The sequence below is a fragment of the Nonomuraea sp. NPDC050540 genome, assembly GCF_044457485.1.
Lineage (GTDB): Bacteria > Actinomycetota > Actinomycetes > Streptosporangiales > Streptosporangiaceae > Nonomuraea.
Genome location: NZ_JBITHA010000004.1, coordinates 440,689 through 455,064, shown reverse-complemented (window position 1 = coordinate 455,064; position 14,376 = coordinate 440,689). Strand labels below are relative to the sequence as shown.

Below are 14,376 nucleotides of genomic sequence, written 5' to 3'. Positions count from 1 at the left end.
CTCCGGCAGGAAGCCCCCAGCCGATCTCCCCGGCACCCTTGAAACCATGACCTCCATCAAGGCCACGGGCCTGACCAAACGCTATGGGCAGACCACCGCGGTCTCCGGCCTGTCGTTCACCGTGGAGCCCGGCCAGGTGACCGGCTTCCTCGGCCCCAACGGGGCGGGCAAGTCGACGACGATGCGCATGATCCTCGGGCTCGACCGTCCCAGTGGGGGCTCCGTGGTGGTGGACGGCCTGCCGTACCAGAAGCTCAAGCACCCGCTCCGCAAGATCGGCGCGCTCCTCGACGCCAAGGCCGTGCACGGCGGGCGCAGCGCGCGCAACCACCTGCTGGCCATCGCCCAGAGCAACGGCCTGCCCGCCTCGCGGGTCGAGCAGGTCCTGGAGAGCGTCGGTCTCAGCCAGGTGGCCAAGCGGCGGATCGGCGGGTTCTCGCTGGGCATGTCCCAGCGGCTCGGCATCGCCGCCGCGCTGCTCGGCGACCCGGAGATCCTGCTGTTCGACGAACCGGTCAACGGGCTCGACCCGGACGGCATCCTGTGGATCCGTACCTTCATGCGCAAGCTGGCCGCGGAAGGCCGCACGGTCTTCGTCTCCAGCCACCTGATGAGCGAGATGGCCCAGACGGCCGACCACCTCATCGTGATCGGCAAGGGCGAGCTGATCGCCGACACCAGCGTGACCGACTTCATCGGCCGCAGCTCCCAGGGCTTCGTCAAGGTACGCTCGCCGCGCCTGGCCGAGGTCGCCCAGCTGCTCAACACGGGCGAACTCCACCACGACCACCTGCGGGTGACCGGGATGCAGCCCCTGGAGATCGGCACGCTCACCGCACGCGCCGGGCTGCCGCTGGAGGAGCTCACCTTCGTCCAGCCCACGCTGGAGGCGGCCTACATGGAGCTGACCAAGGACAGCCTGGAGTACACCTCATGATCGACGTGATGCGCTCCGAATGGACCAAGCTGCGCTCGCTGCGCTCCACGGTGTGGACGCTCATCGCGGGCTTCGTGATGACGGTCGGCCTCGGCGGCCTCATCTCCTGGGCCACCGTCTCCAACGCCCCCGCCGACGCCACCGGCACCCCGGCGCAGGCGGTGATGGGCGCGCTGGCCGCCCTGCCGTTCGGCGCGATCGCCATGGCGACGCTGGGCGTACTGGTCATCTCGGGTGAATACCGCACCGGGATGATCAGGACGTCGCTGCAGGCCGTACCTCAACGCCTGACCTTCCTGTACGGCAAGGCCGTCGTCTTCACCATCGCCGCGCTGATCGTGGGGTTGGTGACCGCCTACGCCGCCTTCTTCGTCGGCCAGGGCATCCTGTCCATCAAGGACCTCGACACCTCGATCACCGCCCCGGAGGTGCTGCGCGCGGTCACCGGCGCCGGGCTCTACCTGGCGGCCAGCGGCCTGTTCGGCCTGGCCCTGGGCTCCCTGATCCGCCACACCCCCGGCGCCATCGTCGCGGTCATCACCCTGACCCTGGTCCTGCCCCAGCTGACGACCGTGCTGCCGGGGAAGTTCGGGGAGATCGTCACCAAGCACTTCACCTCCAACGCCGGCCTCCAGCTCACCATGGTCGAACCCCGGGCCGCCGGCCTGGCCCCGTGGACCGGCTTCGCGGTGTACCTGATCTGGATCGCCGTCATCCTGATCGCCGGCACCGCCCTCCTCCACCGCCGCGACGCCTAACCCTTTCGCCGCGGCCCGAACCGGCGATAGACCCGCATGGGCAAGCCGGTGGGACACCCAAGGGGGTGACCGGGCGCGAACTTCTGCGGGGGCAGGGCGACCCGGACGAGCAAGCGGGGCTACCCGCGCGGAGCCCGCGCACGCGGAGCGAGCGGGCGGCCCACGGCGGGAGAGCAGTGCGGCAACACCCACGAGCGGGCGGCCCTACCCGCGCGGCGAGGCCAGCGCGGGTTGGGCGAGCGAAGGGGCCTGCGGTGTGAGGGCACCTGCGGGTGCGAGGGCGGGTCTCAGCGTGGGGCGGGCCCCCGGGAGGTGGTGTGGGGCAGGCCCCGGGGGGTGTGGGTCGGGCCCCGGGGGATGGTGTGGGGGCAGGCCCTCGGGGGTGGTGGGGCGGGCTCCCCGGGGGTGGGTGGTTACTCGGCGCGGAGGGCTACGACGGGGTCGAGTTTGCCGGCTCGCCGGGCCGGGGCCACTCCGAAGAAGACGCCCACCGCGGCCGAGACGCCGAAGGCCAATGCCACCGACCACCAGGTTATGGAGGCCGGGACAGGGGTGAAGGTGGCGATGGCCAGGGCGCCGCCCACACCCAGGGCGATGCCGATCAGGCCGCCGATCGTGGTCAGGAGGACGGCTTCGATCAGGAACTGGCGCAGGATGTCACCCTGGCGGGCGCCCAGCGCTTTGCGGAGGCCGATCTCCCGGGTGCGTTCCCTGACGCTGACCAGCATGATGTTGGACACGCCCACCCCGCCGACCAGGAGTGAGATGCCGGCGATGGCCGCCAGTACGCCGGTGAGCATGCTGATCACGGTGCCGATGGTGCCCAGGAGCTGGGTCTGCGTCACCGCCGAGAAGTGTTCTCCGGGGTAGCGGTCCACCAGCGCGTCCACGACCTTCTGCTGGAGCGGCTCGATTTCGTCCGGGCCGCCGGCGCCGACCGCCATGCCGTTGATGCGGGGGATGCCGAGCAGGCGCTGCGCCGTGGTGACCGGCATGTGGATTTCCTGGTCTCTGGCCACTCCGAAGGCGGAACCCAGCTGGGCGTACACGCCCACCACCCGGAAGCGGGCGCCGGAGATCGAGACCTGGCGGCCGATCGGGTCGATGTCGCCGAAGAGCTTGTTCGCCACCTCTGAGCCCAGGACCGTGACGCGGCGGCGGGTGTCGACGTCGGTTTCGCTGAGGTAGCGGCCTTTGTCCAGGGGGCGGGCGAAGATCTTGGGCAGGTTCTCGTCGGTGCCGACGATGGTGGAGAACACCTCGGCCCTGCCCACGCGTACCGTCTCGCCGGACTGCAGGGACACGGTCACCTTGCCCGGATCCCCCACCACGCGGCGCACGTACGCCACGTCGGTCAGGTCCAACCGGCTCTGGGTGGGGGCGGCGCCGACGTTCAGGCGGCCGGGGACGATCAGGATGATGTTGCTGCCCAGGCCGGAGATCTCCCGCTCGACGGTGTCCTTCGCGCCGGTGCCCACCGAGACGAGGATCACGACCGACAGCACACCGATGATCACGCCGAGCATGGTCAGCAGGCTGCGCATCCGGTTGACCCGCAGCGCCTCCAGCGCCATCCCGAACGCCTCACGCCCCCTCACCGGCCCTCCTCCCGCGAACGGTCCCCGGAACCGAACCCGTGGGCCCGCGTCCCGGACGACGCGCCACCCCCGGAGCGGTCGCCCTCGGACTGCTCACCCTCGGGGTGACCGCTCTCAGGATCGCCGCCCCTGAAGGGGTGGCCGCCCCCGGTGGGGTGGTCGCGCTCGGAGGGGTGGTCCGGCCCGGAGAGGTGGCCGCCCCCGGAGGGGTGAGCGTGCTCGGAGGGGTGGTCAACCCCGGGGTGGGTGGTCTCGGGGAGGTGGTCGGTGTCGAGTTCTATGAGGCCGTCCCGGACGTGGATCTGGCGGCGGGCGTGGGCGGCGATCTCGGGTTCGTGGGTGACCAGGACGATGGCGACTCCGCTGTCGGCGTTCAGGCGGTCGAGCATGGCCATGACCTCGGCCCCGTTGCGGATGTCGAGGTTGCCGGTGGGCTCGTCGGCCAGCAGTACCTTGGGCTCGCCGACCAGGGCTCTGGCGATCGCGACCCGCTGCTGTTCGCCGCCGGACATCTGGGACGGGCGGTGGTCGAGGCGGTGAGCCAGGCCGACGGCCTCCAGCGCGGCCCGCGCGCGGTCGCGCCGCTCCGCCTTGCCCAGGCCCCGGTACACCAGCGGCAGCGCCACGTTCTCCAACGCCGACGTCCTGGCCAGCAGGTGGAACGACTGGAAGACGAAGCCGATGGTCCGGTTGCGCAGCTCGGCCAGTTCGGTGTCGGACAGGCCGGACATCTCCACGCCGTTCACGCGCAGTTGCCCGGACGACGGACGGTCGAGGCAGCCGAGCAGGTGCATGAGCGTCGACTTGCCGGAGCCCGACGGGCCGATGATGGCGGCGAACTCCCCCTGGTCGATCCGGAGCGTGACGCCCCGCAGCGCCTCGACGGACACGCCTTCGAGCTGGTAGCGCCGCGTGAGGTCGACGGCCTCCAGCGCCGGGTCGGTGGGGGTCATGGCAGTTGCTGGCCCTGCCGTACGGAATCAGCGCCCTTCACCACCACGCGCTCCCCCACCGACAGCCCGCTCAGTACCTCGACCACCGCCTCCCCCTGCGCGCCGAGCTTGACCACGCGCCGCTGCGCCACGCCGCCGGCGGCGGCCCACACGACGCTCTCCCGCCCGCTGCTGACGATCGCCGCGGCGGGCACCGAGACGGCCTCGGGCGACTCGCGGACGATCAGGCGGGCCACGGCGCTCATGCCCGGTTTGGGGGCGGGCGCCTTGGTGCCGTCGTCGAAGGTTCCGGCGCCCAGGCTGAGGCGTACGGGGTAGCTGACGCCGCCGGTGCTGGACTGCATGGGGGTGACGCCGATCCCGGCGACTCCGGCGGTGTAGGTGGCGCCGGGGACGGCGTCGAGTTCGACCTCGGCCTTGGCGTCCTCCTTCACGAGGAGGATGTCGGTCTCGTCGATGTCGGCGGAGATCGTGAGCTTGGAGATGTCCGTGACGGTGATGATCGAGTCGCCGGCCGAGACGGGTACCCCGGTGGCGACGGCGGTACCGGCGCCGTTGGAGGGCAGGTTCGGGAGTGGTTGCCCGCCGCCGGGCAGCTGGCTGAGCAGGCCGCTCAGGCCCGGGGTTCCGGCGCCGCTCTGGCCCGAGGCGCGGCCGAGCGTGACGACGCCCGCGAACGGGGCCTTGATCGTGAGCGCCTTGACGGTCCCCTCGGCGGCCTTCACCGCGACCTTGGCCTGGGTCAGCGAGGCCGCCTGCAGCGAGGACATCGAAGCGCTGAGCCCGCCGGCGGTCTGCGCGAGCACTTGGGAGATGGTCCGTCCGAGTTGCGCGGTGATGCCGGCCAGCGCCTTCGACTGGGCCTGGTACTGGGTGCGCGCCAGGCTCACCGCCGCCAGCACCTGCTTGCGCGCCCGCGGGTCGTCGATCTTCCTGGCCTCGCGGGCGGCCTTGGTGAAGTGCGCGCCGACCTTGCGGTCGAGGGCGGAGGTGTCGAACGCGGCGAGCTGGATCCGCGGCGTCCCGATCGACGGCGTACGGGCCGGTTTGGCGGCCTTCCTGGCCTGCTTGAGCTGGTCCTCGGCCTGCGGGGAGCGGATCTTGGCCAGGATCTGGCCCTTCTTCACGTGGTCGCCGTCGCTGACGTACAGCTTGGCGACGGTGCCCTGCGCGGGTGAGCGCAGGGTGGCGGTGGCGCGCGCGCCGATCGTGGCCGGGGCCTCGACGACCTCGGTGACGGGCGCGCGCTTGACTTCCGCGAGCTGTACGGCGGGCGGCGCGTCAGCCGAACAGCCGGTCAGGGCGAGAAGGACGAGCAGCGGGGGAATTCCGCGACGGATCGTCACCCGGCCCATCGTAAAGAGAGGGTCACGCGCCCCTCACACGGCGTCGGCCTCGACCGGCCGGGGGGCCGCCAGCCGTACCCCCCGGACAGCCGGTACGGCCAGCAGCGCCAGACACCCCGACACCGCGATCACGGCCGAGAACCCGAGCACGCTCTCCGCCCCCACGAAGCCCGCGACCGGCCCGGCGATGGCGTTGCCGATGGGCATGGCCATGACCGAGCCGCCGATCTCGTAGGCGCTGACCCGGTTGAGCGCCTCGCCGGGGATGTTGGTCTGAATGCTGGTCGCCCACATGACCGACCACAGGCCCCATGCGGCGCCGCCGAGCAGGTGCCCGGCCATCATCACGGGAAGCGGGGCGCCGAGGGCGATGGTGAGCGGTTCGAGGGCGAACAGGAGCATGCCGGTCGCGCCCGCGGCCAGCGGGCGGGCGGGGCGCACCCGCATGGCGACCAGGCCGCCGACGATGGTGCCCGCGCCGCCGGCGGACAGGACCAGGCCGTAGGCGGCCTCGCCGTACGCGCCGGTGATGAGTTCGGAGCCGAGCGGGATGAGCGGGCCGAACAGGGTGATGCCGAAGATCATCCACATCAGGATGACGCTCCACATCCAGGTGCGCGAGCGGAACTCCTGCCAGCCCTCCCTGAGCTGGTGGAGCATCGGCCGGGCGGCTTCGGCGCGGGTCACCCGGACGCGCATCAGAAGCAGGCAGACGGCGCTGGCGGCGAACCCGGCGGCGTCCAGCGCGAACACGGTGCCGACGCCGGCCAGCCCGACCAGCGCGCCGGCCAGGCCGGGCCCGGCCAGCATCATGATCGACTCGGAGACGCGGAGTGAGGCGTTGGCCTTCTGGATGTCGGCGGTGATCCTGGGGATGGTTCCGGCGACGCCGGGGCTGTACATGGCGGTGGCGACGCCGTTGACGGCGGACAGGACGAGGATCTGCCACAGCGCGGGTTTGCCGGTCATGAACAGGACCGCGGTGGTCGCCTGGGTGGCGATCCTGGCGACGTCGGCGCCGATCATCATCCGGCGAGGTGTGAAACGGTCCATCAGGACGCCGCCGAACAGGATCAGCGCGACCATCGGCGCCGACGTGGCGGCCAGCGCCAGCCCCACGCCGGTGGCCCCGTGGCCGGCCTGCCGCATGCCCAGGGCGGTGGCCACGGGCATCATGGCGAATCCGGCCATGGAGACCGTCCTGGCCACGAAGAAGAGACGGAAGTCCCGGGTCCACATGGGCGCCCATCCTGCCCCACACAGGAAAGTTTCCTGTTGGTGGGGGTGCGCCCTCAGCCGGAGGCGAGTTCGCGCCCCCGGTCGCGGGCGGCCTCGATGGCGGCCAGGAAGGCGGCGCGCACGCTGTGGCGCTCCAGTTCGGCGATCGCCGCGATGGTGGTGCCGCCGGGGCTGGTGACCGCCTCGCGCAGGATGACCGGGTGCTCACCGGAGTCGCGCAGCATGATGGCGGCGCCGACGATCGACTGGGTGACCATGTCGAGGGCGGCGGCCCTGGGCATGCCGAGCAGGATGCCGGCGTCCACCATGGCTTCGACCAGGTAGAAGAAGTACGCGGGCCCGCTGCCGGAAAGGGCGGTGGCGGCGTCCTGCTGCGACTCGGGGATGCGCAGGACCTTGCCGACGGGCTTGAGCAGGTCCTCGGTGCGGCGCAGATGCTCCTCGCCCGCGTGGGCGCCGGCCGAGATGACGCTCATCGCCTCATCGAAGCGGATCGGCGTGTTGGACATGACCCGCACCACCGGCACGTCCACGCCCAGCCGCTCCTCGACGAAGGAGGTCGTGATGCCGGCGGCGGCCGAGATGACCAGGCGGTCGGCGGCCACGTAGGGGGCGATCTCGGCGAGGAGGGCCGCCATGTCCTGCGGCTTGACGGCCAGGATGATGGTGCCGGCCATCTTGGCGGCCTCGGGGTTGGCGACCGTCTGTACGCCGTAGGTCTCGCGCAACGCCTGGGAACGCTCCGACCGGCGCGCGGTGGCCACGATGTCGCCCGGCTTGAACCCGGCACGCAGCAGCCCCGACAACAGGGCCTCGCCCATCTTGCCCGTGCCCAGAATCGCGATCATGTCAGGTTCCTCGCAGGTGTAGACGCTGGCCCGCAGCCTACCGGGCGGGCCGCGGCTACTTTCTGGAGAGCAGGGAACGGGCGAAGAAGGCGAGGTTCGCGGGCCGTTCCGCCAGGCGGCGCATCAGGTAGGGGTACCAGTCGGCGCCGTAGGGCACGTACACGCGGACCTGGGCGCCGACTCCGGCCAGCCGCTCCTGCTCGGCGGGACGCACGCCGTACAGCATCTGGAACTCGAAGGCGGTCGCGTCGCGGCCGTTGAGCACGGCGAGCGCGGAGGCGATCTCGATGAGGCGCGGGTCGTGCGTGGCGACCATCGGATAGCCGCTCCCGGCCATGAGGATCTTGAGGCAGCGCACGAACGAGCGGTCGATCTCGCGCGCGGAGGTGTAGGCGCCCGGCGCGGTGTAGGCGCCCTTGCACAGGCGTACGCGCGCGCCGTCGAGGCGGGCGCAGCGCTCGGCGGCGTCGAGCAGGTACGCCTGCACGACGATGCCGACGCCGGGATGTTCCTTGCGCAGCGTGGCGTGGACCGACTCCAGCCCGGCGATGGTGTCGTGCTCCTCGGCGTCGAGCGTGAGCGTGATCCCCCTGCCCGCCACGGCGTCGCAGATCGTCGCGGCGTTGTCGAGCGCGAGTTGCTCGGACAGGCGCAGGCCGAGCGCGGTGAGCTTGACGGAGACGTCGGCGCCGGGCGGCAGCCGGTCGAGCACGGCGAGGTAGGCGCGTACGGCGCCGTCGGCCTGCGCCCGGTCGCGCACCTCCTCCCCGAGGTGGTCGACGGTGACCAGCAGCCGCCGGTCGGTCAGCTCGGTGACGACGGCGCCGATGTCGTCGGCGACGTAGCGCCTGACCAGATCCCTGGTCAGCGGCGAGGAGGAGACGACGCGCTCGGCGCGTTCGCTCTTGGAGACGGCGATGAGGGCCTGACGAAGCACGTCCCTCACCCTAACTTCCGGGCCGCGGATGAACCCGCACGACGCGGGATCCGTCGAAAGGTTATGCGGACAATCCTCCTGGCTGGATGCCTGGTTCTGGTAACGAGTTGCGGAACGGCTGCGCCGCCCCAGACGGCGGCCCCCAGCGGTACAAAAGCCGCCCCGGTGAGTTCGGCGCCCGTGGAGCGGGCCCCGGCCAAGGGCCCGGAGCCGGTCAAGCCGGTCGCCGACACGATCAACACGAGGAAGGTTCCCTTCGCCAAGGCCAAGTCCTTCGACAGGGGCCGCAAGGTCAGGCTCACCTGGGAGTCGGGCGTGGCTCCGTGCACGGTGCTCGCCCGGGTGAAGGTGAAGGAGACCCGGGGCAAGGTCACCATCACGCTCTACGAGGGCACGCCGAGGAAGGCCAAGGACGTCGCCTGCATCATGATCGCCATCCAGAAGACGACGACCGTCAAGCTCAAGGCGCCCCTGGGCAAGAGGAAGATCGTCGACGGCGCCAAACTCCGATAGTTCGGGATATGTCCAGATGAGGACATCCCCAGTGACTTCCCTGCGATTTCTTGCGTAGATCAAGACAAACGGTCACTGGGGGGTTCTCTTGACACGGCTCTTACGCGCGCTCACCTCTGTGCTCTTACTCGCCGCCGGCATGGTCGCCTTGGTCGCGCCGCCCGCGCAGGCCCTGCCGGCGCAGTTCCAGAAACAGGTCGTCTTCAGCGGCCTGACGCGCCCGTCGAACATCGAGTTCGCCGCCGACGGCCGCGTCTTCGTGGCCGAGAAGAGCGGGATCATCAAGGTCTTCGACTCCCTCACCGACACCACCCCCACCGTCTACGCGGACCTGCGCACCCAGGTGCACAACTTCTGGGACCGCGGCCTGCTCGGGATGGCGCTCCACCCGAACTTCCCCGCCGACCCCCGGCTGTACGTCCTGTACGCCCGCGACGCGGTCCCCGGCGGGAACGCTCCACGCTGGGGTACGGCCGGCGCCACCGACGACCCCTGCCCCAGCCCGCCCGGCCCCACCGGCGACGGCTGCCTGATCACCGGCCGCCTCTCCGTCATCTCGCCGGCCGGCGCGGAGACGCCGCTGATCACCGACTGGTGCCAGCAGCACCCCAGCCACTCGACCGGCGACCTGCAGTTCGGCCCCGACGGCATGCTGTACGCGACCGGCGGCGACGGCGCCAGCTTCAACTTCGCCGACTACGGCCAGGACAACCTGCCCAGCTCCGACATCACCCCGGACAACCCCTGCGGAGACCCGCCCAACGCGGTCGGCACCGCCCTGTCGCCCCCGTCGGCCGAGGGCGGCGCGCTGCGCTCCCAGGACGTGCGCACCAGCGGCGACCCGAGCGGCCTCGACGGCACGATGATCCGCGTCAACCCCGACACCGGCGCCGCCGCCGCGGGCAACCCGAACGCCGGCAGCGCCGACCAGAACACCGCCAGGATCGTCGCCAACGGCCTGCGCAACCCGTTCCGCCTGACCAACCGGCCGGGCACCGCGGAGATGTGGCTGGGCGAGGTCGGCTGGACCACGTGGGAGGAGATCAACCGCGTCGCCTCCCCTACCGCGGGCGTGACGAACTTCGGCTGGCCCTGCTACGAGGGCGCCAACCGGCAGGGCGGCTACGACGCGCTCAACCTGACCCTGTGCGAGAACTACTACGCGGCCGGCCCGTCCGCGCACGCCGCGCCGTACTTCGGCTGGAACCACAGCACCCGCCCGGCGCCCAACGACCCCTGCCCCAGCGGCAACTCCTCGGCCAGCGGGGTGGCGTTCTACCCGGGCGGGCCGTACCCGCCGGCCTATGACGGCGCGCTGTTCTTCTCCGACTACAGCCGCTCGTGCGTCTGGGTGATGACCAAGGGCGCCAACGGGCTGCCCGACCCCGCGACGATCACGACGTTCGACTCCGGTGTCGGCTCGGTCGAGCTGGAGACCGGGCCGAACGGCGACCTGTTCGCGGTGGACTACAACGCCGGCACGGTCGTGCGCTACCTGTACAACAACAACCCGCCGACGGCCGCGATCACGGCCAGCGCGACCTCGGGAGAGGCTCCGCTCGCGGTCAACTTCTCCGGCACCGGCTCGGCCGACCCCGACGGCGACCCGCTCACCTACGCCTGGGACCTCGACGGCGACGGCGAGCTCGACGACTCCACCTCCGCCACCCCCTCGCGCACCTACACCCAGCCGGGCTCCCACACGGTACGGCTGCGCGTCAGCGACGGCAGGGGCGGCCAGGGCGACGCCACCGTGACGATCAACGTCAGCAACACGGCGCCCACAGCGGCGATCACCACCCCGACCGCCGCGACGACCTGGGCGGTGGGCGAGTCGATCGGGTTCTCCGGCACCGGCACCGACGCGCAGGACGGCACGATCCCCGGCTCGCGCATGCACTGGGCGCTGATCATGCACCACTGCCCGGGGGGCTGCCACGAGCACGAGATCACCACGTTCACCGGCGCGTCCGGCTCCTTCCAGGCACCCGACCACGAGTACCCGTCGCACCTGGAGCTCAAGCTCACCGTCACCGACGCGCACGGCCTGACCGACACCAAGAGCGTGCTGCTGCAGCCCAAGACGGTGAACCTGACCTTCCAGACGAACCCGCCCGGCCTCCTGCTCGGCTTCAACGCCGAACAGACGGTCGCGCCGTTCACCCGGACGGTGATCGTCGGTTCGAGCGTCGGCCTGTCCGCGCCTTCTCCCCAGGGCGACCAGGGCTTCGTCTCCTGGTCGGACGGCGGCGCCGCGGCCCACAACATCACCGCCCCGGCGAGCGCGGCCACCTACACCGCGACCTATGAGACCGTGGCGAGCCAGCCGGGTCTCGTGGCGGCGTACTCGATGAACGAGGGCACCGGCACCGCCGTCGGCGACGCCTCACCCTCGGGCAACAACGGGACCACGACCGCGACCATCTGGGCCCAGACCGGCAAGTACGGCAAGGCCCTGTCGTTCAACGGCACCTCCAGCTGGGTCACCGTCGCCGACTCGCCCAGCCTGCGCCTGACCGGCGGCCTGACGTTGGAAGCCTGGATCCGCCCGGCCACCACGACCGGCTGGCGCACCATCGCCATGAAGCAGTTCGGCAACGACCTCGCCTACTCCCTCGACCTCAACGACCGCGCCCACAGCACCATCCACACCACCTCGGAACGCGGCCTGTACGGCACCACCTCCCTGCCCCTCAACACCTGGACGCACGTCGCCGCCACCTACGACGGCGCCAACCTCAAGCTCTACGTCAACGGCACGGAAACCAGCTCAGTGGCCGCATCAGGAAATATCAGGACCGATGGCGGCGCCCTCCGCATCGGCGGCAACGCCGTCTGGGGCGAGTACTTCAACGGCCTCATCGACGAGGTGCGCATCTACAACAGAGCGCTGACGCCCGCCCAGCTCACCGCCGACATGAACACCCCGATCGGCACCCCCCAACCGCCCGACACCCAAGCGCCGAGCGCCCCCGGCTCCCCGGCGGCCACCGGCGGCGCCGGCTTCGCCTCCCTGTCGTGGACCGCCTCCACCGACAACGTGGGCGTCGAGGGCTACACGATCCACCGCTCGGCGACGCCCGACTTCACCCCGTCCGGGGCGAACCAGGTCGGCTCCACGCCGTCCACGTCGTTCACCGACTCCGGCCTGGCGGCGGGCACGTACTACTACCGCGTGCGCGCCTTCGACGCCGTACCCAACACCAGCGCCTCGTCCGGCGAGGTGAGCGCGGCCGTGACCGCGCCGCCGACCGGCCAGGGCCTGGTGGCGGCCTACGCCATGAACGAGGGCACCGGCGTCACCGTCGCCGACTCCTCGGGCAGCGGCAACAACGGCGCCTCCACCGCCACGTCCTGGACGACCACCGGCAGGTACGGCAACGCCCTGTCGTTCAACGGCACCTCCAGCTGGGTCACGGTCGCGGACTCCCCCAGCCTGCGCCTGACCGGCGGCATGACCGTGGAGGCGTGGGTCAGGCCGGCGGTCGGCACCGGCTGGCGCACGATCGTGATGAAGCAGTTCGGCAACGACCTCGCGTACACCCTCGACCTCAACGACCGCGCCCACAGCACCATCCACACCACCTCGGAACGCGGCCTGTACGGCACCACCTCCCTGCCCCTCAACACCTGGACGCACGTCGCCGCCACCTACGACGGCGCCAACCTCAAGCTCTACGTCAACGGAGCGGAGGTGAGTTCCGTCACCGCGTCGGGGAACATCAGGACCGACAACGGCGTGCTGCGCATCGGCGGCAACGCCGTCTGGGGCGAGCACTTCAACGGCCTCATCGACGAGGTGCGCATCTACAACAGGGCCCTGACCCCGGCCCAGCTCACCACCGACATGAACACCCCCATCACCTGACGGCCCGCTTGCCGGCCGTCAGCCGCTCGGCCTGCCTGCGCCCCACCTCAGCGGTGCGGCGCAGGTAGTCGATGATCACTTCCAGCTCGCTCCCGGAGTAGCCGGTGAGCGCCTGGCCGAAGTCCGTGCCGGGCTCGGTCCAGGCCGCCCCGATCCGTTCCCTCGCCGCGGGGGCCGGCGCGACGAGCGTGCGCCTGCGGTCCTGCTCGTCGGCCTGCCGTACGACCAGCCCGGCCTTCTCCAGGCGGTCGACCAGCCGGGTGGCCGACCCATGCGTCAGTCCCGTGAGCGCCGCGACCCTGCCCGTGGTCACCGGACCGGGCTCCAGGTCGAGCAGCCCGAGGCACTGCAGGTCCGTGGGGTGAATGCCGAGGCTGTCGGCCAGCGCCTGGTTGAACAGCACATACGCCGCGTAGTGCCGCTGGCTCTCGGCGACGAGGACGTCGAACAACTCCGCGCGGTTTGACATCGTGCGCCTCCACTCGGCTAACTTATGTGCGTCACGCAATATTTGCGTGACGCCTTCATTTTATCGTCCTGAAGGGACAACCCCAGCATGACCACCCTCGTCACCGGAAGCCGCGGCGCCGTCGCCCGCGCCCTCATCCCGATGCTGCGCGAACGCGGCCTACCGGTCCGCGCGGCCTCCAGCGCGCCGGACGACGCCCGGACCATCCGCTGCGACCTCACCGATCCGGGCACCTTCCCCGCCGCGCTGGACGGCGTGAGCTCCGTCTTCCTCTACGCCGAGCCGTCCCACGCCGACGCCTTCGCCGCCGAGGCCGCCAAGGCCGGGGTGCGGCACATCGTGCTGCTCTCCTCCTCCTCGGTGCTCACCGACGACCCGGCCGGCAACCCCCTGGCCGTCTCCCACCTCGACGCCGAGAACGCGCTGCTCCGCTCCCCGATCCCGGCCACGCTGCTGCGCCCGGGAGCGTTCGCCGGCAACGCGACGGCATGGTCGTGGGCCGTCAAGTCCGGCGAGCCGGTCAGCCTGCCGTACCCCGGCGCGCACAGCGACGCGATCCATGAGGACGACGTGGCCGCCTGCGCCGCCGCGGTGCTGGCCGATCCCGGGCTGGGCGGCCGGGCGTACACGCTGACCGGGCCGCGGTCGATCACCTTCGCCGAGCAGCTCGAGATCCTCGGACGCGCGCTCGGCCGCGAGATCGGCGTCAAGCCCGTCACCCGCGAGGAGTGGAAGGCCGAGGTGGCCCAGTACGTGCGGGGCGCCTATGCCGACGCGCTGCTCGACTGGTGGCAGTCGTGCGACGGCGTGCCCGCGTCCCTGACCACGGCCGTCGAGGACCTGACCGGCCGCCCCGCCCGTACCTTCGAGTCCTGGGCCCGCGCCCACGCCGCCGACTTCGAGCGCTGAC

At 71.4% G+C, this 14,376-nt stretch carries 12 protein-coding genes; 5 read left to right on the top strand and 7 right to left on the bottom strand.

Going from position 1 to position 14,376, the window contains the following annotated elements:
- The first annotated feature begins 46 nt into the window (after positions 1 to 46).
- Complete coding sequence (locus tag ACIBI5_RS16685; RefSeq protein ID WP_397247586.1) at positions 47 to 937, top strand: ABC transporter ATP-binding protein; 891 nt, start codon at positions 47 to 49, stop codon at positions 935 to 937.
- Positions 934 to 1,695, top strand: coding sequence for an ABC transporter permease (locus tag ACIBI5_RS16680; protein ID WP_397247584.1), 762 nt, complete (start codon positions 934 to 936; stop codon positions 1,693 to 1,695). The genes ACIBI5_RS16685 and ACIBI5_RS16680 overlap by 4 nt, the downstream gene beginning before the upstream one ends.
- Positions 1,696 to 2,108: 413 nt before the next feature.
- Here the strand turns inward: ACIBI5_RS16680 and ACIBI5_RS16675 are convergent, their stop codons facing one another.
- The 6 genes from ACIBI5_RS16675 to ACIBI5_RS16650 are packed head-to-tail and all read right to left on the bottom strand — an operon-like array spanning position 2,109 to position 8,616.
- Positions 2,109 to 3,293, bottom strand: a complete 1,185-nt coding sequence (locus ACIBI5_RS16675; protein WP_379611388.1) for an ABC transporter permease — start codon at positions 3,291 to 3,293, stop codon at positions 2,109 to 2,111.
- Positions 3,290 to 4,246: an ABC transporter ATP-binding protein gene (locus tag ACIBI5_RS16670; protein ID WP_397247582.1), complete on the bottom strand. Its 957-nt coding sequence runs from the start codon at positions 4,244 to 4,246 to the stop codon at positions 3,290 to 3,292. Before ACIBI5_RS16670 ends, ACIBI5_RS16675 begins: the two co-directional genes overlap by 4 nt.
- The gene (locus ACIBI5_RS16665; protein WP_397247580.1) at positions 4,243 to 5,592 is read right to left on the bottom strand and encodes an efflux RND transporter periplasmic adaptor subunit; all 1,350 of its coding nucleotides are present in this window, start codon (positions 5,590 to 5,592) and stop codon (positions 4,243 to 4,245) included. Before ACIBI5_RS16665 ends, ACIBI5_RS16670 begins: the two co-directional genes overlap by 4 nt.
- Before the next feature lie 33 nt (positions 5,593 to 5,625).
- Positions 5,626 to 6,831: an MFS transporter gene (locus ACIBI5_RS16660; protein WP_397247578.1), complete on the bottom strand. Its 1,206-nt coding sequence runs from the start codon at positions 6,829 to 6,831 to the stop codon at positions 5,626 to 5,628.
- A gap of 53 nt (positions 6,832 to 6,884) precedes the next feature.
- Positions 6,885 to 7,679, bottom strand: coding sequence for a pyrroline-5-carboxylate reductase (proC, locus tag ACIBI5_RS16655; RefSeq protein ID WP_397247576.1), 795 nt, complete (start codon positions 7,677 to 7,679; stop codon positions 6,885 to 6,887).
- A gap of 55 nt (positions 7,680 to 7,734) precedes the next feature.
- Positions 7,735 to 8,616 carry a proline dehydrogenase family protein gene (locus ACIBI5_RS16650; protein ID WP_397247574.1) on the bottom strand — a complete coding sequence of 294 codons (882 nt, stop codon included), beginning with the start codon at positions 8,614 to 8,616 and terminating at the stop codon, positions 7,735 to 7,737.
- A gap of 165 nt (positions 8,617 to 8,781) precedes the next feature.
- On the opposite strand from ACIBI5_RS16650, the gene ACIBI5_RS16645 reads away from it, so the two are divergent.
- Together ACIBI5_RS16645 and ACIBI5_RS16640 are read left to right on the top strand one after the other, a co-directional pair.
- Positions 8,782 to 9,129, top strand: coding sequence for a hypothetical protein (locus ACIBI5_RS16645; RefSeq protein ID WP_397247572.1), 348 nt, complete (start codon positions 8,782 to 8,784; stop codon positions 9,127 to 9,129).
- A gap of 118 nt (positions 9,130 to 9,247) precedes the next feature.
- A complete protein-coding gene (locus ACIBI5_RS16640; RefSeq protein WP_397247570.1) occupies positions 9,248 to 12,997 on the top strand; it encodes a LamG-like jellyroll fold domain-containing protein in 3,750 nt (1,249 codons plus the stop codon).
- Here ACIBI5_RS16640 and ACIBI5_RS16635 read toward each other — a convergent pair.
- On the bottom strand, positions 12,990 to 13,466 hold the full coding sequence (locus ACIBI5_RS16635) for a MarR family winged helix-turn-helix transcriptional regulator (RefSeq protein ID WP_397247568.1): 477 nt from the start codon (positions 13,464 to 13,466) through the stop codon (positions 12,990 to 12,992). The two genes, ACIBI5_RS16640 and ACIBI5_RS16635, sit on opposite strands and share 8 nt — an antisense overlap.
- Before the next feature lie 87 nt (positions 13,467 to 13,553).
- Here ACIBI5_RS16635 and ACIBI5_RS16630 point away from each other — a divergent pair, with 87 nt between their 5' ends.
- A complete protein-coding gene (locus tag ACIBI5_RS16630) occupies positions 13,554 to 14,375 on the top strand; it encodes an SDR family oxidoreductase (protein ID WP_397247566.1) in 822 nt (273 codons plus the stop codon).
- Position 14,376: the final 1 nt, after the last annotated feature.